The sequence below is a fragment of the Paraglaciecola arctica genome, assembly GCF_018861065.1.
GTDB classification, from domain to species: Bacteria; Pseudomonadota; Gammaproteobacteria; order Enterobacterales; family Alteromonadaceae; genus Paraglaciecola; species Paraglaciecola arctica_B.
Genome location: NZ_JAHKQO010000036.1, coordinates 704,659 through 726,483 on the forward strand (window position 1 = coordinate 704,659; position 21,825 = coordinate 726,483).

The 21,825-nt window shown below is 41.2% G+C and carries 15 protein-coding genes; 7 read left to right on the forward strand and 8 right to left on the reverse strand.

The genetic code is table 11. The features are described 5' to 3' along the window. Window positions 1-206 precede the first annotated feature (206 nt). Complete coding sequence (locus tag KO534_RS16375) at window positions 207-500, reverse strand: putative quinol monooxygenase (protein WP_215930956.1); 294 nt, start codon at window positions 498-500, stop codon at window positions 207-209. A 165-nt stretch (window positions 501-665) separates the two neighbouring features. On the opposite strand from KO534_RS16375, the gene KO534_RS16380 reads away from it, so the two are divergent. Next, complete coding sequence (locus KO534_RS16380; protein WP_215930958.1) at window positions 666-1,883, forward strand: Nramp family divalent metal transporter; 1,218 nt, start codon at window positions 666-668, stop codon at window positions 1,881-1,883. 220 nt (window positions 1,884-2,103) lie between these two features. Here the strand turns inward: KO534_RS16380 and KO534_RS16385 are convergent, their stop codons facing one another. Further along, window positions 2,104-2,964 carry an ATP-grasp domain-containing protein gene (locus tag KO534_RS16385; RefSeq protein WP_215930960.1) on the reverse strand — a complete coding sequence of 287 codons (861 nt, stop codon included), beginning with the start codon at window positions 2,962-2,964 and terminating at the stop codon, window positions 2,104-2,106. A gap of 216 nt (window positions 2,965-3,180) precedes the next feature. Here KO534_RS16385 and KO534_RS16390 point away from each other — a divergent pair, with 216 nt between their 5' ends. After that, window positions 3,181-4,329: an efflux RND transporter periplasmic adaptor subunit gene (locus tag KO534_RS16390; RefSeq protein ID WP_215930963.1), complete on the forward strand. Its 1,149-nt coding sequence runs from the start codon at window positions 3,181-3,183 to the stop codon at window positions 4,327-4,329. Between the two features lie 10 nt (window positions 4,330-4,339). Next, on the forward strand, window positions 4,340-7,516 hold the full coding sequence (locus tag KO534_RS16395; protein WP_215930965.1) for an efflux RND transporter permease subunit: 3,177 nt from the start codon (window positions 4,340-4,342) through the stop codon (window positions 7,514-7,516). A gap of 80 nt (window positions 7,517-7,596) precedes the next feature. Here KO534_RS16395 and KO534_RS16400 read toward each other — a convergent pair whose 3' ends face one another. Genes KO534_RS16400 through KO534_RS16415 form a run of 4 tightly spaced genes read right to left on the reverse strand, consistent with a single transcriptional unit; the run spans window position 7,597 to window position 13,220 of the window. Then, the gene (locus tag KO534_RS16400) at window positions 7,597-8,886 is read right to left on the reverse strand and encodes an ATP-binding cassette domain-containing protein (protein ID WP_215930967.1); all 1,290 of its coding nucleotides are present in this window, start codon (window positions 8,884-8,886) and stop codon (window positions 7,597-7,599) included. Continuing rightward, window positions 8,886-10,034, reverse strand: a complete 1,149-nt coding sequence (gene devC / locus KO534_RS16405) for an ABC transporter permease DevC (RefSeq protein ID WP_215930969.1) — start codon at window positions 10,032-10,034, stop codon at window positions 8,886-8,888. Before devC ends, KO534_RS16400 begins: the two co-directional genes overlap by 1 nt. Window positions 10,035-10,051: 17 nt before the next feature. Continuing rightward, window positions 10,052-10,969: an efflux RND transporter periplasmic adaptor subunit gene (locus KO534_RS16410; RefSeq protein WP_215930971.1), complete on the reverse strand. Its 918-nt coding sequence runs from the start codon at window positions 10,967-10,969 to the stop codon at window positions 10,052-10,054. Window position 10,970: 1 nt separating this feature from the next. Further along, the gene (locus tag KO534_RS16415; RefSeq protein ID WP_215930973.1) at window positions 10,971-13,220 is read right to left on the reverse strand and encodes a cyclic nucleotide-binding domain-containing protein; all 2,250 of its coding nucleotides are present in this window, start codon (window positions 13,218-13,220) and stop codon (window positions 10,971-10,973) included. A gap of 317 nt (window positions 13,221-13,537) precedes the next feature. Between KO534_RS16415 and KO534_RS16420 the strand changes: the two genes are divergently transcribed. Further along, window positions 13,538-13,894, forward strand: a complete 357-nt coding sequence (locus tag KO534_RS16420) for an FHA domain-containing protein (RefSeq protein ID WP_215930975.1) — start codon at window positions 13,538-13,540, stop codon at window positions 13,892-13,894. A 128-nt stretch (window positions 13,895-14,022) separates the two neighbouring features. Here KO534_RS16420 and KO534_RS16425 read toward each other — a convergent pair whose 3' ends face one another. Beyond that, window positions 14,023-17,121 (reverse strand): beta-galactosidase, encoded by a 3,099-nt coding sequence (locus tag KO534_RS16425; RefSeq protein WP_215930977.1) that lies wholly within the window; start codon window positions 17,119-17,121, stop codon window positions 14,023-14,025. A 129-nt stretch (window positions 17,122-17,250) separates the two neighbouring features. On the opposite strand from KO534_RS16425, the gene KO534_RS16430 reads away from it, so the two are divergent. Then, on the forward strand, window positions 17,251-18,078 hold the full coding sequence (locus tag KO534_RS16430; protein WP_215930979.1) for an AraC family transcriptional regulator: 828 nt from the start codon (window positions 17,251-17,253) through the stop codon (window positions 18,076-18,078). Between the two features lie 8 nt (window positions 18,079-18,086). On the opposite strand, the gene KO534_RS16435 is transcribed toward KO534_RS16430, so the two are convergent. Further along, window positions 18,087-19,127, reverse strand: a complete 1,041-nt coding sequence (locus tag KO534_RS16435; protein ID WP_252732187.1) for a LacI family DNA-binding transcriptional regulator — start codon at window positions 19,125-19,127, stop codon at window positions 18,087-18,089. Between the two features lie 490 nt (window positions 19,128-19,617). Between KO534_RS16435 and nagB the strand changes: the two genes are divergently transcribed. Both nagB and KO534_RS16445 read left to right on the forward strand, forming a co-directional pair. Then, the gene (gene nagB, locus KO534_RS16440; protein ID WP_215930983.1) at window positions 19,618-20,424 is read left to right on the forward strand and encodes a glucosamine-6-phosphate deaminase; all 807 of its coding nucleotides are present in this window, start codon (window positions 19,618-19,620) and stop codon (window positions 20,422-20,424) included. A 507-nt stretch (window positions 20,425-20,931) separates the two neighbouring features. Further along, on the forward strand, window positions 20,932-21,825 hold the full coding sequence (locus KO534_RS16445) for a BadF/BadG/BcrA/BcrD ATPase family protein (RefSeq protein WP_215930985.1): 894 nt from the start codon (window positions 20,932-20,934) through the stop codon (window positions 21,823-21,825).

Sequence of the window (21,825 nt, forward strand, 5' to 3'; positions counted from 1 at the left end):
ATCCCCATTCACATTTAAAGATATAAACCACAATATCATATGAGTATCTTAATTAAAGTGAGAGGAGACCGATTACACTAAAACACCGCGCTACTTGATATAACCAATGTACTAGTTCTTTAAATTGAAGAAATAAAGGCTAGTGTCAACGCTGAAATATACAACTTTAAGTCAGGCTGATAGTTACGAATAATTTAAACAACCAACTATTTTATTTGCTCAGCGTTAAATATATGAAGATTGGGTACTTCAGTAACTAAATCGCTAACTAGTGCCACGAAATTTTGTGAACTCGGTAAAGCAAAATGGGCGTCAATTGCAGCTTGATCAGCCCATTGTTCATAAAAAAACAAACGTAACGGGTTTTCGGGATCTTGATATACCCCGTGACTGATACAACCCGCCTCTGTCCGCGACTGCGCCACATGTTTTTGAGCGTATTGCAAAGCTAACGGCATATTGCCTTTTTTGATTAACAGGTCACCGGTAATAATAATCATATTCAGAATATATTGTCTTGTTTAGGAAAATCGATTAGAACATAAGGCTCTGTAAATACAGTAATTAAAATTGATCTCAAGGGAATGTTCGTTGATGACCCTGTCAGGCATACTGGAATACACAGAATGTGCTGCATGACTTCCAGTAAAAATAGGTACAAACCAATGTTAGAACGTATTAAAAATATCGGTCCAGGAGCGTTGATTGCAGCCGCATTTATTGGCCCAGGAACGGTTACCGCATGTACCTTAGCAGGGGCCAATTACGGATATACTCTACTGTGGGCCTTATTATTTGCCACCATTGCCACTATTATTTTGCAAGAAATGTCAGCCCGACTAGGGCTAGTGACCCAAAAAGGATTGGGAGAGACTCTGGCGATATTGCTCAATCAATCTATTTGGAAATGGCCGTTATTTGCAGTCATTATTATAGCTTTATATTTGGGCAATGCGGCATACGAAGCAGGCAATCTGTCTGGGGCGGCCTTAGGCATTGAAGCCTTAACTGATGAGAATCAAACCCTGTATCTTGGCGCTGTTTTGGTCATTTCACTGTTAGCGGCCACGTTATTGTGGCGCGGATCATATAAACATATTGAACGTATGTTGCTTATATTGGTAGCACTAATGGCACTGGCTTTTATTAGTACTTTTGTATCCGTGGGGCCTGACTTAGGTGCGCTTTTTACTGGACTCACTTCGCCAACCATACCCGACGGCAGTTTATTAACTGTTATAGCCCTAATCGGCACAACTGTTGTACCTTACAACCTTTTTTTACATGCCTCAGCAGCCAAAACCAAATGGGCATCGGTAAACAATCTAAATCACGCTAGAGCCGACACGGCCACTGCCATTGGGTTAGGCGGCTTAATAACCATTTTGATAGCCTCCACGGCTGCTGCCAGTATTTTTGGCAGTGGTTTGAACATTTCAGGGGCTGGCGACATGGCCAAACAACTTGAGCCACTTTTTGGCTCGTTTTCAAAAATCATGCTGGGAATAGGATTTTTTGCCGCAGGTTTAAGTAGCTCAATCGCAGCACCTTTGGCTACCGCCTATGCCATGACCGAAATATTGGGAATCAAAGGCGGTACTTCTTCACCCGTTTTCAAGTGGATTGCACTCAGTGTTATTGTCAGTGGCGCATGTTTGGCTTTAACCGGTATAAAACCTATTAGCATTATTTTAGCGGCGCAATTCGCCAACGGTTTATTATTGCCTATTATCGCCATCTTTTTGCTTGTTGTGATGAATCAGAAAAAACAGCTAGGTCAATTTACCAATAAATGGCTCGGCAATACTCTGGGAATCATAGTTGTGATGGTCACCGCAGGGCTAGGAGTACGGCTAATAATGAGCGCGACAGGAATGTTATAAACTGAAATAGAGTGATGACAAAAGGACGCAATCTAGCGCTTTTATTTGTGAATAAAGAGCCAATGGCTGATTTGAGCCAATGCTTGCGTAGCTTACTCGTATTTAAGCGGCAATTAACAACCTAACGAGATATTAAGTATTTTGGTGAACCTTTGAGCACACCTTACAGATTTCAACTAGCCTGTTCACGAAGATTCATAACCTTACATGAACTAGTTGATCACAGCATTTCTAAAAACGCGTCGACAAAACGCTGAGGTGATTCGGGATCCATATTAAAATACAAAGAGGGCTCAATTAACTCTATTTCTATTACTGAAAATTCGTTTTTGTGTCTGACTAAATCTATTCGCGCATATAACACGTCTTCAGGTAAAGCGGCTAAACAATGTCTTGAAGCTGTTAGCATTTCTTCATTGGGTTGCACCGCTTTGAGTTGCCCACCGTGCTCTTCCTGCACTCTAAAATCCCCGGACTGTGGTTGCTTCAAAATACTATGACTGTATTGCCCCGCAAAAAAGAACAGTGAGTATTCACCTTCTTCAATAATCCCTGTTAAAAAAGGTTGCACCATAAACTCTCGGTTAGCAAAAATAGCTTCGAGCTGTGCCCTTTGTTGTACAAGACGCTCTGGTGTCAATCTATAAGTATGGTCAGCGTTAGCGCTCACCAAAGGTTTAATGACCACCTCTGGTGAATCAAAATGAACAAAACTAGCCTGTACTTCATTTAACAAAAATGAATCAAACCAAAGAGTTGGTACAATGTTGATACCTTGGTTTTGTAAATCATTTAAGTAGCGCTTATTGATATTCCACTGCACAATTTTTAAACTATTCTGCAGTTGCGCCGACGAGGCTTCAATACGTTGCAAACACGCCAAAAACGCTTCAACATCATCTTGGTAATCCCAGGTAGAGCGGATCACCACAACATCGTACAGATCCCAATCAACATCCGCGTTACGCCAAGAGACTTCTTCGGCTAACCACCCATGCTTTTTAAGTGGTTCAAATAATAAGGTGTCGTAAGAAAAAAAATCTTCAAGACTATCCATTGATAAAAATGCACAACGTTTCATAAACTTTTTTGATTGCCTGATGTTTGACTGCTCATCACTATAGTCAATTAGCTAAGCTTTGGCACTAGCCCTTTCGAAATATTCAGATACTCAATAAAGGGGGCTGTTCTGGTCAATAGCATTGAAAAATCACACATTTTTACAAATGAACTTATGTATCATTGTTATCGTAAGTTATTATGTAGCAACTGGAATTTGTGGTTAGGGCAAAGTGACATGAAAAAGAAGTGGTTTAGAGGAATATTACCTTTAGTAATTTTGGTAATTGGTTTTAGCGGAATGAAGGTTATTAAAGCGTCTGGTGAAGTAGATGAAGAAAAAGATCCCGTTGATACACGTCCTACAGTCAAAATTGAAACAGCCATAGCTGAAGATTACCAAGTGAGAATTACTAGCTACGGCGAAGTTAAACCGCTAGAGAGTACTTTGGTTGCGGCGCAAGTTTCTGGCGAAGTCCTCACCTGGCACCCAAATTTTGTACCTGGTGGTTTGGTTTTACGAGGTGATACCCTATTTACGATTGAAGCTGATACCTACGAAGCCGCCTTATTGCAAGCTGAAGCAGATCTTAGTCTCGCTCAGGCTAATTTAATTGAAGAACAAGCTAGAGCTGAAGTAGCCGAGCGTGAAGCCAAAGGCACTAAAGTGTCTGACTTGTATTTACGTAAACCACAAATACTCAGTGCCCAAGCAGCGGTAAAATCAGCTCAAGCAAGAATAAAAATTGCGCAACGAGACTTAGATAACTGTACGATTAAAGCGCCCTACGATGCCTTAGTCGTGAAACGAGATTTAGGTGTAGGACAATATGTTAACCAAGGCGCACAAGTAGGTGAACTGTATAACATCGAGTCTGCAGAAATATCATTCCCTATAGCTGGTTTTGACAGAGAGTTTTTACCTAGCGACATTACTCAAAAAATTGCCACCATCAGCACCAAGGGTTACAACGCTATTGTGCGTGAGGGTAAGGTTTCTCGAGACTTAGGCATCATTGACCAAAGTACCCGTATGAGTCAACTGGTCGTGAGAATAGACGATCCATACAGTTTAAAATCTTCGCTACCCCCACTTAAATTTGGACATTATGTGGAAGTCAGTTTCTCTGGAAAAACCCTTAATCAGGTCTATCGTTTGCCCCAAGAATTAGTCAACAACAGAATTATTTGGGTATTAGATGAAAACCAAGCAATGCAACCTAAGCGTGTCGAAATTTTACGCGAAGAAGGAGCCTATTTCTTAATTAGTGACGGATTACAAAACCGCGATAAGTTGATTATGACCTTACCTGAGTATCCTCAAAAAGGTATGAAAGTAAAAATTGCCGAGCCGGCTAAAGACCTAGTCGTTCAGCAATCACTTTAAGGTTTTAAATATGTCCCGTGAAAACCCAAACACCCTAATTGAGCCGAAAGAAACCGGCATAATCGCCTATTTTGCCAATAACTCCGTTGCTGCTAACTTAATGATGATGTTTATTATCATCATGGGTATTTATAGTTATTTTACTGTCCAGCGACAAATGTTTCCCAATATTGAAATTAACTATATCAGTGTCAGTGCGGTGTACCGTGGCGCGTCTCCTCAAGAAATTGAGCAGAGCATTCTCATTAAGATGGAAGAAGCACTTAAAGACATTACTGAAATCAAAGAAAGCACGTCACGTGCGGTCCGCGGCAGTGGCTCTATTACGCTAGAAATTGACCCAAAGAAAAAATTAACTGACGTATTAGATAAAGTAAAAGCAAGGATCGACAGCATCGCTACCTTTCCTGCTGATATGGAGCCACCTAATATATCCCAAATTGAATTTCAGCAAGATGTCATTGAGATGGCACTGGTGGGTGATTTACCCATTAGTGAACTAAAACCTATTTCCAAACAAATTGAAGATGAATTAATGGCACTTCAAAATGTGTCTCTTGTTCAATTAGAAGCACCCGAAGATGAAATTGCCATAGAAATTGAACCAGATACGTTGCGCAAGTATAACTTGTCTATTGCCGACGTGACCCAAGCTATCAGTCGTTTTTCCGCCGATATCTCAGCGGGTCAATTGCGCACAGACTCAGGCATTGTCGCGGTAAGAGTTGAGAATCAACTGTATAACGGTGATGAGTTTAGGAAGATACCTGTCAAAATTGGCGCCAATGGCGCTAAAGTATTGCTTGAAGATGTGGCGCAAATATACGATGGATTTACCGAAGGTGAACGCTACTTCAAATATTCTGGCGTCAATGCCATGTCTCTAAGTGTCAAAGCCACTAAAGACCAAAGTACAGTTCCTATAGCTAATTCTGTGCAAACCTATGTAGAAGCTCGCAATAAAACACTGCCTGAGGGATTAAAACTTAAGATCCTAGTAGACATGACATTTTATTTAAATTCACGCCTAGACATGATGCTCAAAAACCTGTTTCAAGGTGCGCTTTTAGTGGCCTTGCTGCTTACAATATTTTTGCGTTTTAGACTGGCTTTTTGGGTAATGCTGGGCTTACCGGTTTGTTTCTTGGGCGCGATAATGATGATGCCAATATTTAGTGTCACTCTTAACGTTTTATCTCTGTTCGCTTTTATCATGGTGTTAGGCATAGTAGTTGACGACGCTATTGTTATAGGTGAATCGGCTTACACCGAAATAGAAGAAAAAGGAGGCGGTGTAGAAAGTGTTGTTCGAGGTGCCAAAAAAGTCGCCACACCGGCTACTTTTGGAGTATTGACCACTATAGCAGTATTTGCTCCATCACTATTTGCTTCAGGTCCGCAGGCGTCGTTTTTCACCAACATTTCAGTTGTGGTGATTTTATGTTTAGTTTTCAGTTTAATCGAGTCAAAGTGGATTTTGCCGGCACATTTAGCCCACATGAAATTTACCCCGATTAAAGAAAGTAGTTGGCGAGCCAGATTTAACAAAAATTTCTTTAGCTTTGTTAACGGTCCCTATAGAAATTTCATTGTTCGCTGCATTGAGTGGCGTTGGTTAGTACTAACCACATTCTTGGCGCTTTTATTCATCAGTATTGGTTTAATTCAAGGTAGCTATGTTAGGACAGTTATGACTCCTAAAGTGGCTCATGACTTCCCAGGTATCAATATTGATATGAATGAAAATGTGTCAGACGAATCAACTTTAGAAGCGCTTAAAACCATTGAAGCCATGGTTTATAAAGTAGATAAAGACATTCAAGATGAATACGGTAGCAGCATGATGAAAGATATCATGGTGTTTAACCAAGGCCGCACATCGGGGCGAATTTTGGTGCCTTTGGTTAACGAAGAAGACCGTCATTTTGATGCCTTTGAATTAGCCAGAAGATGGCGCGCCGACATGCCCATTATTCCAGGTATGAAATCTATTACTATCCAAGATAATCTAATGGGTGGTGGTGACGGCAATGGTGAATTTGGTTTCATGTTATTTGGGGCTGATATTGAGTTGTTGAATGCTGCTGGCCGTGAATTCATTTCCATGCTGCAACAACAAGAAGGGTTATTTGACATTAGCTCGAGTATCGACCCAGCCAGCAAAGAGATTCAAATCGATTTATTACCCGTAGCTTATGACTTAGGTCTAGATTTAAGTAATATCGCCAGTCAAGTGGGCGCCAGCTTTTTTGGTGGCGAAGCACAAAGGGTGATACGCGACGGCGAAGAAGTGCGGGTAATGGTGCGATATCCTAAGCTGACTCGTGAGCGTTTTGCCGAACTAAAATATGCAGTGTTAACCACTCCCGAAGGCAAAGAAGTTATGCTCGGTGACGTCGTCACACTTACAGAAACACCTGGTATTAACTATATTCGCCGAGAAGAAGGATACAGAAGTGTCTATGTATATGGCTCCATTGACGAAGAAGTGGTTGAACCTAATGCAGTAATTGAACAAGTGGAAGAAACCTTGTTACCACAATTGAAGTCTAACTTCCCTGGAGTAAAGTCTGAATTAGGCGGTTCCATCGAAGAAGAGCAAGCCCAAGAAAGTGAACAGTTGACCTTCTTTATTGTTGGTTTATTGATGATTTTCATATTACTGGCCATTCCCTTAAAAAGTTATGGTCAACCATTAATCATCATGTCAGTCATCCCATTCAGTTTAACTGGAGCAATCTGGGGGCATTTTATCTTTGGCATAGATCTCAGCATGCTTTCGTTGTTTGGTTTAATTGCCGCTGCTGGTGTGGTGATAAACGACAGTTTGGTTATGACCGACTTTGTTAATCAAAGACGCAAACAAGGAGTCGCTTTGTTGTTAGCGGTTACTGAAGCCGGTTGTGCACGTTTTAGAGCTATCACCTTGACTTCAATCACCACATTTGTGGGTGTGTTACCCATAATGTTTGAAACCAGTACACAAGCAAAAATTGTTATCCCTATGGCCGTTGCCTTGGGTTTTGCGGTACTTTACGCAACAGTCGTCACCCTAGTTTTGGTACCTTGTTTGTATATGATACTCGAAGATCTTAAAGCCGGTTTTGTAAGGTTGTTTGGTCTATTTGGCAAAGTGTTTAAGGGTAAAAAAACCGGGGCAATTGAAAGTTCAGCTTCACAAGTTTAGTTTTTGAACAATGCAAACAAGCGCCGAAATGGCGCTTGTTTACTAATGAGAACTCATCAAGCACTCTTAAAAATCGAAGCTTACAACGTAGTATACACATCCAACAATCCGGTAATACTGGTACAAAACAGTTCGAACAACTTCAAATCACGTTCAGTAAAACCCGGTGTGCTTAAGACTCGACGACACTGAAGTACTGCGAAAACTTCTCCGGTTCTTCGTTTTAAAGGCACCGCCATAATCATCTGTGCTTCGTCATTTTTATCAATGATTGGATCTGTGTGTTCATGCAATAGCGAATTGTCTATCAAAACAGATTCTTTTAAATCTCTGACATAATTGACTAAGCCGCCTTGATTAGGATAAGTAATCACGTGATCACCACTAGTGTCTCCCAAAGGAGAGGCGCTCCACTGTCCATCAGCCGCTAGATATAATGGAAATCCTTGTGTCGCAAATTTCTCAGCAGCCTGAGCGGTAAAATCAGATAATGCGTTGCTCAAGACTCCTTTAAATGCGATGGGATTAATCTTACTTTTAAGTGCCAAAATACGTTGTGATTGCAGTGAAAGGTCAACCATAAAGTATTGAAAGTCAAAATCGCTTTCAATTTGATTGTTGGGTCGTTCAGAAGGGGTATCAGCCACCACTTTCATCAACTGTTGACTGTTATCAATAACTGCCTCATTGAAACTGGCTATATGCCCATCCTCTAAATAAATGATGCGATCTGCCACATCAAGAATTCGATTATCGTGGGTCACTAGCAAAATAGTGGAGCCTTGCTCCTTAGCCATACTTTTCATACGGTCCACCACATCGCGACCCGATTGTTTATCTAACGAGGCCGTGGGTTCATCAGCCATCAGAATTTTTGGCTCTGCTGCCATGGCTCGCGCAATGGCCACTCGCTGTCGTTGCCCACCTGATAATTGTTCAGGGTAATAATGAATACGCTCTCCCAAACCTACAATTTGCAAATACTCGATGGCTCGTTGTTCTATTTGTCGGCCTTTAAATTTACCGCTAATTCGAATACCTAAGACTACGTTTTGCAGCGCCGTTAAGGCACCAATAAGGTTATGTTGCTGAAATATAAACCCAATATTTTTGCGAACTTGCTCGAGCTCTCTGCTTTTTGCACCGCACAATTCATTACCCAAAATTTGCACGCTGCCAGTCTTAACCGCTCTTAATGCGCTCACTATAGTTAGGAGCGTGGTTTTTCCAGAGCCAGAAGGCCCAGTGACAATGACAATTTCTCCGGCTTTTATTTCGGTACTGATATTAAATAGAATTTGTTTTTTGAGGTCGCCACTACCAAAAGAAAAATCCAAATTCTTAACACTAATTGAAATATCTGTGGTCATCAAAACACCTCTGCGGGATCGAGACGAGCAACCTTTCTAACGCTCAGCAAGGCGGAAATGGCACACATTATCATGGTTAATATAAAAACAGTTACGGCTCTATCTTGAGTTAAATACAGTGGCAAATTAGTGGCTCCTGCAGCTAACGAGTATAACCACATCACTACAGCCACTCCTGGTATGTAACCTAGAGCGCCCAGTAATACCGCTTGTTGCACAACAATTCCCGACACAAAGGTGCTGGAATATCCCATAGCACGTAAGGTTGCGTATTCACTCAGATGCTCAGACACTCCCGCAAACAAAATCTGATATACAATAATCGCCCCCACAACAAAGCCCATTATTGCGCCAAAAGTAAATATATAGCCGATTGGGGTAGCCGAGTTCCAATAAGCGGTTTCTCGCTCAACAAAATCGCGCTTGGTCAACACTAACACATCGCCAGGAAGGTAAGCTTTGAGCTTGTCTCTTACCTCATTGGCATTGGCTCCCGCTTTGAGTGTAATTAAACCCAATTGTATATCTTCCCTTGAACGGTCCGGAAACAAGCGAAGCCAATTATCGGAGCTCATAAATACACTGCCATCCAAGCCAAATGAGGTTCCCATCTTATACAAACCCACCACGCTTATTTCTCGATTATTGATTTCGGTCACTAATACTTTGTCACGAGTCACGGATTCACTCACAGGGCCGAATTCAGGCCGAGAGGCTGAATCAAAGACCATAGCATCACGGGCTTTCAGCATAGGGCGAAGTTTATCGAACTCAGGATTGTCAAAGATAGCATCACCAGGGTCAAACCCCAGTGTATTGATGCTTCTACGGCCATTGTTCCAAGGATTTTTCCAGACTCCAGGGAAAATATTAACAGGCATCACTTGCTCTACTTCTGGCAACGCTTTAGCCTGGTAGAGTCGCCGCTGTGAAAAGGCCTGAGGGCGCACAATAAACACGCTATCTGGACTAAACAAAGCAATATCGTAATTTAGTTTTTCGTGAAAACGCACCGCACTTTCAAACAAGGCTGATCGAAAACCCAATTGCATGAGAATTAACAATACAGCAAAGCCAATTCCACACAGCGCAACAATTAGTCTAACCGGTCGATGTTTAAGCTGTAACCAGGCTACTTTAGTTTGCATTGGTATCATGTTATGAATCACTCAAGCACTATTTCGACTTGCAAATTGATTAAACGCCGCACAGCTTGTGGATTATCCAGTAATACATCAACTTCAATGATTCGTGCGTCTTTTCGAGCCGCAGGATCGGTTCCTATAGCATCATGTTTTTGTACTTTTGGCTGAATATAGCTAACCTTTCCAGTGAGTTTTTCTTCTAGCGCATCACTACTTATTGTTGCCTTTTGACCTATACGCACGCGGTTAATATCTGTTTCATAAATCTCCGCTACCGCATACATATTTTGAACCGCGGCCAGTTCCACTACGCCGTCAAGGTGCACAAACTCACCAGGATAGGCATTGACTTGAAGTACCATGCCGTCAATGGGTGAATAAATGAGCTTACGCTGATATTCCGCCTTTCGCCTTTCCAATCTAGCTTTTGCGACTTCAATCGCCATCTCGCCCGCAGTGGCCGACACTCTAGCCGATTGGCAAGACGCCTTAAGCGATTTGGCATCACCTTGAGCCTGTTCTACTTCTTCTGCAGGTGCCAAGCCCTGACTTAACAATTTTTCCCGTCTTAACGCCTCGCTTTTAGCGGTATCAGCCTGCACACAAGCTGCTTCTGCGACACTGGTGTCGGCATCAAATTGTCGCACCGCAAATTCGTATTCCTTTTCTGTTTCAACCACCAGCGCTTGCGCTACAGCTGCAGAATCGATTTCAGCGATTAATTGCCCCACAGTTACACTATCTCCTTCGGCTACGTGTAACTTCGCTATTAATGAACCGGCAGTCGATTCTGGCGTGGAAGGTGCGCCGATAATAATGATGCCGTTTTCAGGCTCTATTCTACCTAAGGCGGCAACTGAGCTAATACCGTCGGCCATTACCAACTGACTAAACAAACTCAAAGTAACAGTCATAGCCACTATTAATGAATCCTTCATGTTATTCCCCCTGCTTGATTTCAGACTTTTTATCGGTCGAATTAAAATGCGCCTTAAGTCTTGCAAAGCTCGCTTTATAACCAATTTTGGTTGCTTTGGATTGCGCATCAAATTGCAGCATACCCACACCTTTCACATGAATATTCAGATATAGATCGGCTTGTTGTTGTTGAATTATTTGCTGTCGCTTAAGGGCAGATCCCGCCACCATAGCCTGCATAATGGTGGAACCTAAACTCGGCACGGAAGGCGCTTTTAACCAAGGGAACAAACGTTGAATTAGCAACTGCCATCCCGATAACTCAGTTCCATAATCGGATTTTGCCTTAGGTCCTACTGGCGGTGCGACATCGACTGCAATCACGACTCCAAATGGATTGATTTCACGCATGATGTCCACCGGTAAATTGTTTAGTACACCACCATCGACTAAGAGTTCGTCTCCATGGGGAACAGGTGGTAAAACCCCAGGTATAGACACACTACTGCGGATCGCTATCCAAGAATCACCACGTTGATGAATCACCGGTAAAGCGGTGGTCAAATTTGTGGAAACACAAAAAAACGGTAACCAATAATCTTCAATATCCCAACCTTGAGTTTGCTCCCTTATGGTTTGACTAATGCGTTTGCCCGCAATTACAGAGACCAATGGAAAAGTGAAGTCGATAATTTTGTAATAGGCTTGTTTAGCGCGCTGCATCACTTGATCTGCATTTGCACCTTGGGCAACAATGCCGGCAATAGGGGCACCCATGCTGGTTCCCCCCACCATATCAATGGGAATGTTTAATTCTTCCATTGCTTTAATAACACCCAAATGAGCAAATCCACGGGCGCCCCCCCCTCCTAGAACCAAACTGACAGCATTGCCAGATAAGATCCTTGTGACTCTTGCCATATCCGCAGTGTGTCCTTTACGCACATGATAAATGGCGTCTGGAGACACGGGATTAAGCCACGCTGCGGTATTTCTAGGTCGGTCGGTGTCTAACTCATGTAACAACACTAAACTCCAACGTTGTCGTTCTCCAGACAAGTGAGGAGCTAAAGCTGACAGATCCGGCTCTGAATTAGCCTCAGCTACCACTATCACTTGGTCAGTTTGTCGAACACACCTCGCACTCCACTGAGACCATTTCTGGTCAGACTGATACACTAAATACTGGCAATCATCTTCTTGGGAGTGCAACCATTCAACCAGTCGCAAACTAGTGGCTTCGTTTTCGTGACTTTGGGCGATACCTTCTGTAGCCAATTCAGCATTGACTATGTCACTACTCAAATGTTTCGTAGAACCGTAGTCAGATAAAGTGGAACATAGCTGTTGGGCAAAATTAGACAGTTCTAAATCAGCGTTGGCAGGAAGCAAACTAATACATCTAACCGGCGCTTTAGATGTACCTTTTTCGATGGGTAAATCGGTGAGCCGTTTACCGAGTATATGGGCAATATTGTGAATGGCTCGGGTATTGCGCTGTAGCATCAGTTCAAAACTGTAATTTGACAATTTAACTAATTCACTGTCCCTAACAGCGTACACAGTATGTGCTTGGGGTTGGGCGGTTAAAAGTGCGGTTTCGCCAATGGTTTCACCTGCTAAAATTGCATCATTCACCACCTCTCTACCGTCTAGCAATTTTGTGGTCATTTGAAGACGACCTGCCACCAGAATATAAGCGCCATCTGGCACATCACCTTGTCGAAACAAAGTCTGGCCGCTTGGCAGCGTCACCCACTCAAGTTCGTGCTCTATATCTGCTAATACAAATGGCAACATCACCCCAAAAGGGCCAAACAATTTATCGAGATGAATTGATAATCGATGCTTGCGCATCATATGCAGGCCAATACTTTGTAGTTTTTCCCACAACAGTGGCTGCTCAGCCAACAGACTATCGTAGATTTCTCTTGTAATTATCGCTACTTGACTATCAGCACGAGCGAGAATGGAATTCAGATGTTTTTCTTCAGTAAAAAAACTTAATAGGCCTATTAGCTCCCCTTCTTCGAGTTGCTCATACATGCCTAACATTTTAGCTTTACCTGATTGCTCTTTTACCAGATTACCTGTTATCAACAAATAGAAACAAGTATCGCCGTCTCCTTCTGTAACTAAATAATCATCGGCACTGACAGTTCGTATTTGCGCATATTCAGTGAAAATTTGGCGTTCTTTTTCATTTAAGGTAATGGTTTGCGCTGATCCATAATCGAGATCTGCATTTTCTTGAGGTGAGAAAGTATCCAATTATTTAATATTCCGTCATTCTTAGGCCAACTTTTGGCTTCCCCCAATACAGCGAAAATTGAGAAGCCTAATTGGATTAAGACTAACAGTTCTTAAAAAATAGACTTTAAATCTTGCAGTTATGGAACTTTTTTATAATTTTATCGGTTGATTGTATACAAGCGGCTGTACGAATTCCATACTAAATAGTACAATAGTTTGTTAAGGGATTGGTAGCCGTGGTATGAGTTTTTGACTAAGTTTGATAACGGTAAAATGATGATTTCGCTACCCAATTTATTGAATATAACTTTGATTTTACTAGGTATATAGAAATTATGGCTCGACTAGACATGTACGCTAACTATGAATTGCAAGCCTCATTTAAACTCGATGATAGTGATTTTCTTTTAGGTCGTGATGCGGGTTGTATGGTGATTATCCCAGATTCAAAAGTATCTCGTAAACACGCCATTATAAAAACAGTTGAAGGTAACAGAATCATTCAAAACCTGGGGGTTAATGGTACCAAAGTTAATGGTAGATCCTTAAAAGACGACTATACGCTGCAAGCCGGAGATGCAATATTTATTGCTAGCTATATATTAGTCTATCAACCAGAAGACAATGCCAAAGCAGATCTTGATTCAACTACCATTGTTAGCCGTTCACCCGCTAAAAAGCTTGTATTGTAGTCAATAAAATTGTCTCGTTGTGAATGCCTTAGCTAACAATATTTATTAGAGAAAAGAGCAAGTCTCCCCAAGCAGCGGGCTAAACCTAAACAGCTGCTTACTAACATACACGTACTAATTCGCCGTTGTTAATATTTCCTATTGTTATTAAAACACAATGAATAACTGTATGCTTTGTCCTCTAGAAGATATTCTTGGTGGGTACTTGGACTCCAAGAATCATCTCCGCCTACTCCCATATGTTGGTGATCTATATGGACATGTAACACATCACTTTTACGCAATTCGTGAGTATGTTTTGCCGCTGTTAATTGGGCTTGGGAATATTCGCTTGCCGCAAATAAAAATTCACCAGCAACCTGTAACTCACCAATTTCTAACAATTGACAGTCGCTTCGCAAGCCGTTGTCGGTCGGATAAATATAAGGTGTGTGCAGCTCATTAATGGGTAAAGTGTATTCACCAATTCGCGCAGCTGCCTTGCGGTCTGGGTAATTTTCAAATGGCCCCAAACCTAACCATTTAACCTCTAAATCCTCCTGTTTGTCGAGACTCAGACTTATTCCAACTCTTGGAATTGGAGGTAACTCTTGATTCAATAACACCTTAACATCCAGTTTTACATCACCGCTATTATTAACGTTATAAATCCATTGAGTTTGACAGCATAACTTACCGTTAAACTCATAATCAAAAACGCAGTTGATGCGCACATCCATTTCTGAAGAAACGGCATCTATATGACGACACTTACGTCGCCAATTCCCCAGTCCTGCAGCTATCCAGCGAGCTTCCCAAGCATTGGGGTCAAGGTTATCCACCTCACTAACACCAATATCATTATCCAATGCAGCGCGATAAAAATTATCCACCAGCGGACTGGTTATCACTCGTTTGTTGTCTAGAAACCAATGTTCGATAAGTCCAGTTTTACGATCAAATACAAGCTCTAAACCTTCTCCATGAATACTAAAAGATTGTTCATTTTTATTTAAGATAAGAACAGCTTGGTTGTTTGCTTTTGCAAAGTTTTGGCTCGTTAAACTTTGTTTATTTATCAATGAAAACTGCTCTGTCGCAAGAACATACCCGGCTGGTGCAAAGCGATTTTCGTCAATTAACTCCACGTCTAGATTTAGATGGTAAGTGGCACCTTGTTGGAATGTTGCTTTTGGTACAATACTTATAGTCATGCTGCTTTGCGGCGCAATGCAAATGCTGGACTCACCTTTTTCTATTTCAATCCCATTTTCTAAAAGTCGCCAAAGCAACTTTTCGTTGTCTGTTGATCTAAATACATAATCGCTTGAAATAGTCAGGCTATATTCATTGTGGTTCGGTTTAGACTCTATGCTAAAAGACAAATGTTGTTGGCAATATTTAGCTTCAAACAAGCTTGGGTGTGGACAGCGATCGGGAAACAGCAATCCGTTAATACAAAATTGGCGGTCGTTCACTGTATCGCCAAAATCACCGCCATATGCCCAAAAGTGACGACCCTGTGCATCTGTTTTTGATAAACCTTGATCAACCCAATCCCAAATAAAGCCACCTTGCAAACGCGGGTATTCTTTAAAGGCTTGCCAGTAATCCTCAAAACTGCCGAGACTATTGCCCATCGCATGCGCGTATTCGCATAAGATAAGTGGTCGAGATTCTCCAGGTAAACTCAACCACTTTTTAATGGAATACTTAGGTACTGCTTCGTCGTTTACATCAGAATCGACCCGTGAATACATAGGGCATATTATATCTGTAGCACTAGTGTTAGCGCCGCCGCCTTCATACTGCACCGGACGTGAAGGATCAAAACTTTTTGACCAGGCGTACATAGCATCATGATTTGCACCATGGCCACATTCGTTTCCTAATGACCAAATAATAATACAAGCATGATTCTTATCCCTTTCAAGCATCTGTGTGTAGCGTGACATAAATGCCCCTGCCCACTGGGGATCTGATGCCAAACGCCCCATTGGGAACATACCATGTGTTTCGATATTGGCTTCGTCTACCACATACAGGCCATACTCATCGCATAACTCATACCACCTAGGATGATTTGGATAATGGGCGGTGCGCACTGCATTGAAATTATTTTGTTTCATCAGTTTGATATCAGTAATCATGTCTGTTTCCGATACCGCATGACCATTTTCCGGATGATGTTCGTGCCTATTAACACCGCGGATCAATATTGGTTTGCCATTAATGCATAACTGCCCTTGAATGATCTCTACTTTTCTAAAACCAATGTCATAACCTTCAGCATCTAACACTTCGCCTAACTCGTTTAAAAGACTGACCACACATCGATACAAATATGGTATTTCTGCACTCCACTTTTGTGGATTTTTAATGGTGAAATTGTGAAAAACCACATCTTGCCAGCCACCTTTTTCATCAACACGTTTATTATTAGTGCTTTGAATTTGTGGTTCATTAATTGCGATATCACCATCAAAAATCTGCACACTGATTTTATAATTTTCAGGAGCATCAATAGTGGTTTTGACGGCCAAACTCGCATCTTTATAACACCCATCTAAATCAGGCGTAATAAATACATCGCTAATTTGATATTGAGGTTTACTTAGTAACACTACGTCTCTAAAAATACCGCTCAACCACCACATATCTTGGTCTTCAAGATAACTACCATCACTCCAGCGGATCACCATAACGGCAATTCGATTTTTTCCAGCTACTAAAAAGGGTTGCAAATCAAACTCACTCGGCAAACGACTATCTTGTGCGTATCCAACCCATTGCCCGTTACACCACAAATGAAAAGCCGAGTTAACTCCTTCGAAAATTATCTGATTACGTTGCGTAAGTTGTTGTTGAGTAATCTCGAATTCCGTTCGATAACAGCCAGTGGGATTATCCTTTGGAACAAATGGAGGGTTGACTGCGAAAGGATACTTAACGTTACAATAAATGGGTTTATCGAAACCATGAAGCTGCCAATTAGAAGGCACAGGAATTTTTTCCCAGTCGTCACAAGGTTGCTTTGTAAGAAAAGCCCCATCTACCTCTTCAGGTTTAGGGAATAACTTAAATTGCCAATTGCCATTGAGCAGTCGCCTTTGCGAATTGTACTTTTGACGTGCCTCTTCACTACTCTTAAAACCATTAAGCGGACTGTGTGCTCTGACTGTATTGATCTGAGTGCTTAAAGGAGTCTCCCAGTCACGACGTTGAATGATGTAATCTAATGAGTTCATAGTTTTTTCCACTGGCTTCAAAAAGGGCACTTAGTTTGTTTTGTATAGGGTACCAAATATAGCTAAAACTCTACTTTTAGATTATGCTTAAAACTATCCAATCTTTATCCAAAACTATCATTAGCACTCATGAACAATCACATCAAAGACGTCCTTGATATTGGCCCCAATTGTTATGAACGCTTCATTAAATCGACGGTATTAGCAGAAATTGAATCGCTAGATATCACCTTAGCAGGATGCTCTAACTTAAGCGGGAAATATTGCGTAGGACGCACATCTCCTGTGGAAATCACCTTATTTTATACCCTTAAAGGACAAGGTAAATTAATCACTGCAGAAAACGAATATTCATTGCTGCCTAATACCCTAGCCATATTGCCAACTAAGCAGAGTTTTGAGGTAAGTATAGCTGCAAAGCAATGGGATATTATTTGGCTAAACCTCGCTAATAGTAAGCGTTGGCAGCATGTCAATTTAGAGCAAGCACAAGTATTAGTCGCTCAAAAACTCGAACCGCTACACTACGCTATGGAGATTTTATATAGTGAACCTGACGCAACCTTACGCCAAAGCGTGTTTCCCATATTGAACAAATATCTGAACACAGCAATCTTAGGAGATAATCAAAACAAGGCAAATACTCGACTACAGCACTTGTTTCAGGATATTGAAAAACGCCTCCAGTATGACTGGACGATAGACGAGATGTGTAAAGTGGTACATTATTCGCCTCCCCATTTACATCGCTTGTGCCAAAACCAATTTGCTCAAAGCCCGATACAAAAACTCATTGAATTACGAATACAGCGGGCAAAAAATTTGCTACTTAATACCCGCTGGCCTGTTCAGCATATTGCTGGCTATGTTGGCTACACTAATATTTTTAATTTCTCAAAAAGTTTTAAAAAATTACAAGGTCAATCACCTAGTGAATTTAGACGAAATCATAATTAACCTGTGCCTTAAGAAACCGATTGGGTTGATTCACGTGTCACTAGTTGCGGCCTAAAATGCAGAACCGGAACATTGTCTGTAGTGCTTTTTTGAGAACGTAGATTCACTAGATGTTGTATCAAAGATGCGGCAGCTTTACGTGCAATTATGTTAGTTGGCTGAGCCGCGGTTGTTAACATCGGCCAAGTTTGACGGGAGAACGGACTGTCCTCAAAACCTGCTATTGCCATATCTTGAGGCACATTGAGACCTTGTAAGCGCACTGCAAATAACGCTCCAGCTGCTATTTCATCGTTACACGAAAAAATTCCAGTTGGTGGAACATCCAACGACAATAACTGCTTAGCGCCTTGAACGCCAAATTCGAAAGAATAGGAGCCATCAATTTGATAGTCTGCAACTATGGGTAAATTGTGTTTTTTAAGTGCGTTTAAATACCCTATTTTGCGCTCATGACTAGAACGGTGATTGTCGTCCCCTCGTAAAAAAGCGATTTTAGTATGCCCCTGTTCGATTAAGTGTTCAGTGATATCAAACGCTGCATCTCGGTCATTGATATAAACGCAAGGTGAAGATGTTTGATTCAATTCGCTTGAAGAAATAATTCGAATAAAGGGAATATTCAATTCATGCAAACCACTGAGTACTTCAGGCATTTCAGAAAGTGGCGGCGAAATAATTAAACCAGCCAATTGCGAACGTTTAATCATAGTAGCCAGTTCAGCAACTATATCTTTGTTGTGTGCTGAACAAGGGTGAATTATCAATTCATAACCGCGATCTCTGCATTCTGCCAATATCCCATTTTGCATATCAAGAACGTAATACGCATTTGGATTGTCGTACACGTACCCTAAAGAATAAGATTTACTGGCTGCTAAATTACGCGCCGCGTTATTAGGCTGGTAATTCAACTCTTTAATGGCGTCATTAACTTTTTTCAAGGTTTCGCTACGAACCGAACCCTCGTTGTTAATCACTCGTGAAACTGTTTTAAAGGATACGCCTGCTAATTCGGCCACTTCTTTAATGGTAGTTTTTGTTTTCATTTTTGCTTTAAGCACCATTTATGTAGGTTGTCAGTTTCACTTAACTAGAGACTTTCCCATAGCGATAAAAAACCATTGTAATAGATAAAACTAAACATACCTTGTGTTACTTTTCGCCATCAATAAGTTTCCTCATATTACTATTAAATTTCGTCTCTAAAAAGTAAGCTTGTAACCCACATCAGTTCTATAGTTTGTGATCTCAAGTAAATTGCCTAAGTCTTGCTGTTATCTTTTCTGTAACTTTTGAGTAATGAGATGCTTATACTCATGCGGTTAGTCAGTGACTTAAATAAAAGACATTGCAGAATTTTGAAATTTCGTTTAAATTAGCCACAAATGACAACGCTGTCAACCGTGTATTTTTGATACTAATTACTACAATATTACCCTTAAATAAAATAACTGAAACGTCAGTGTTATTAGCCACCTTATTCGGCGATGGATAGTATTTATAAAACAAATTTAACCTTGGATTATAGGAAGTTAAATGCAGATTATTATTTACGATAGTGCTCAACAAGTTGCAGAAAGTGCTGCGAATTGGGTAAAAGAGCTTATCAAAAAAAAGCCGGCTCCAGTGTTGGGGTTAGCCACGGGCAGTACTCCAATTAGCTTGTACAAACAGCTAGTTGAACAACATAAAAATCAAGGCCTTAGTTTCAAAAATGTTACTACCTTTAATCTGGATGAGTACCATCAAATAGATCCGCTCAACCCACAAAGTTATCGTAGTTTTATGGATGAAAATTTATTCAACCATGTCGATATTGATATGAAAAATACTTTTTTACCTACCTGCGCCGCCGGCGAAAATCCGCGGGTGCAGGGTCTAGCTTATGAAGACAACATCAAAAAACACGGGGGTATTGATTTACAAATTTTAGGTATTGGTGCCAATGGCCACATTGGGTTTAATGAACCCACATCGAGCTTATCTTCGCGGACACGAATTAAAACTTTGACCCAGCAAACAATTACCGATAATAGCCGCCTATTTAAGCCTAACGAAAAACAACCCACTATGGCTATGACTATGGGAATTGCCACCATTATGAACGCACGTTATGTGTTATTAATGGCAACGGGTACGAACAAAGCCAATGCAGTTAAAGATATGATTACAGGCGGTGTTTCAGCTATGTGCCCCGCATCAGCGCTGCAAATGCATGAAAATGCCATTATATTATTAGATAAAGCAGCGGCTAGTGAATTAAGTGAACAAAACTACTATCAATGGGCTGATAATGAAAATCGAAAGTTAATTGAAGATTATGGCTATTTTCATAATTATTAACTAATGATAGGGCTTAATCTATAGCATTGAGGGTTGCTCATGACACCTATTTGCACTAAAATTGACAACGCTGTCAACCAGTGTTTTTTTTAAGTTCTCTGCATAGTTGTAGCACTCAAGTTTTATGTGTGTCTTGGCCGGAGCACTCTTTGTTCCGGCTCTTTTTTTCTAGAAGAACTGAGTGCCGGTTTTCGCTTCCTAAGCCCCTCACAAAATTGCAAGTTGACGACCCGCTTAATTAATCACAGATTCATCTTGTTGCAAATAAATTAAGAATATGTAGAATAAAATGACAACGCTGTCATCAATGATGGTTCATAGAGTAATTGATAAAGACTTTTGCCCATACAGGTTTTAGGCGGCGCATAACTAGAAATACTGAATAAGTAAACGAGTGACTAGTTGTTGATATGTTGGCGAAGATTGCAGCTAAGGGTTTGAAAAAAAAGGCGAAGTAAAATTGCAGTCAACTAAGTATGTATTGTTTTCAAAACAGAGGATTGATTTTTGACTAATTCAACGGACATTTTTCTCGGCATAGATGGTGGCGGCACTAAATGTAAAGTTCGCCTAGAAGATGCGCAGGGAAACTTTTTAGCGGAAGCAACCGCAGGTCCAGCCAACGCTGCGCGTGATCTAACGGGCTCAGTTAACGCCGTACTTGAAGCCAGTGAAAAAGCCGTCGCCAAAGCCAATATTAAAGGATTAACCCTAAACCACATCCATGCAGGAATTGGCTTAGCAGGTATTAATATCCCAAAAGTTAAACAAGCGTTTTTAGAACAATCTTTGCCCTTTGCAAGCTGGCATTTAACCACAGACCTACATATTGCTTGCTTAGGAGCCCATTTGGGACAAGAAGGAGCCATAGTAATAGTTGGTACTGGTTCATCCGGAATAGCTATCTTTAACGGCCAACAGCTAGAAGTAGGTGGCCACGGGTTTGTGATTGGCGATAAGGGAAGTGGCGCTTGGCTGGGCAAGATGGCAATTAGTCATTGCCTTGAAACGCTAGATGGCATCGTTCCTAACAATCAGCTTTGTGAACAAGTAATGCAGCAACTTGACTGTGAAAAGCCCTATGACTTGGTTAGTTTAACCTTAGATGCCAAGCCTGCTTTTTACGCTACGATTGCACCACTCATATTGCAACTTGCGGCAAATCAACAACAAGATGCATTAGAGCTAGTCAATCAGGCGGCGACTTATATTAACAAGCTTTGCCATCGACTATTGATCGGCAATACGCAGCGCTTATCGCTGATTGGTGGCATAACACAGCCCTTAATGCCCTATCTGGATAGCCAACTACAAAATATAATTCAGCCAGCTAAGGCCTCTCCAGAGCAAGGCGCTATCCTATATTCGAAATATCGGTTAAACGGCAGTGTTTGCTCATGA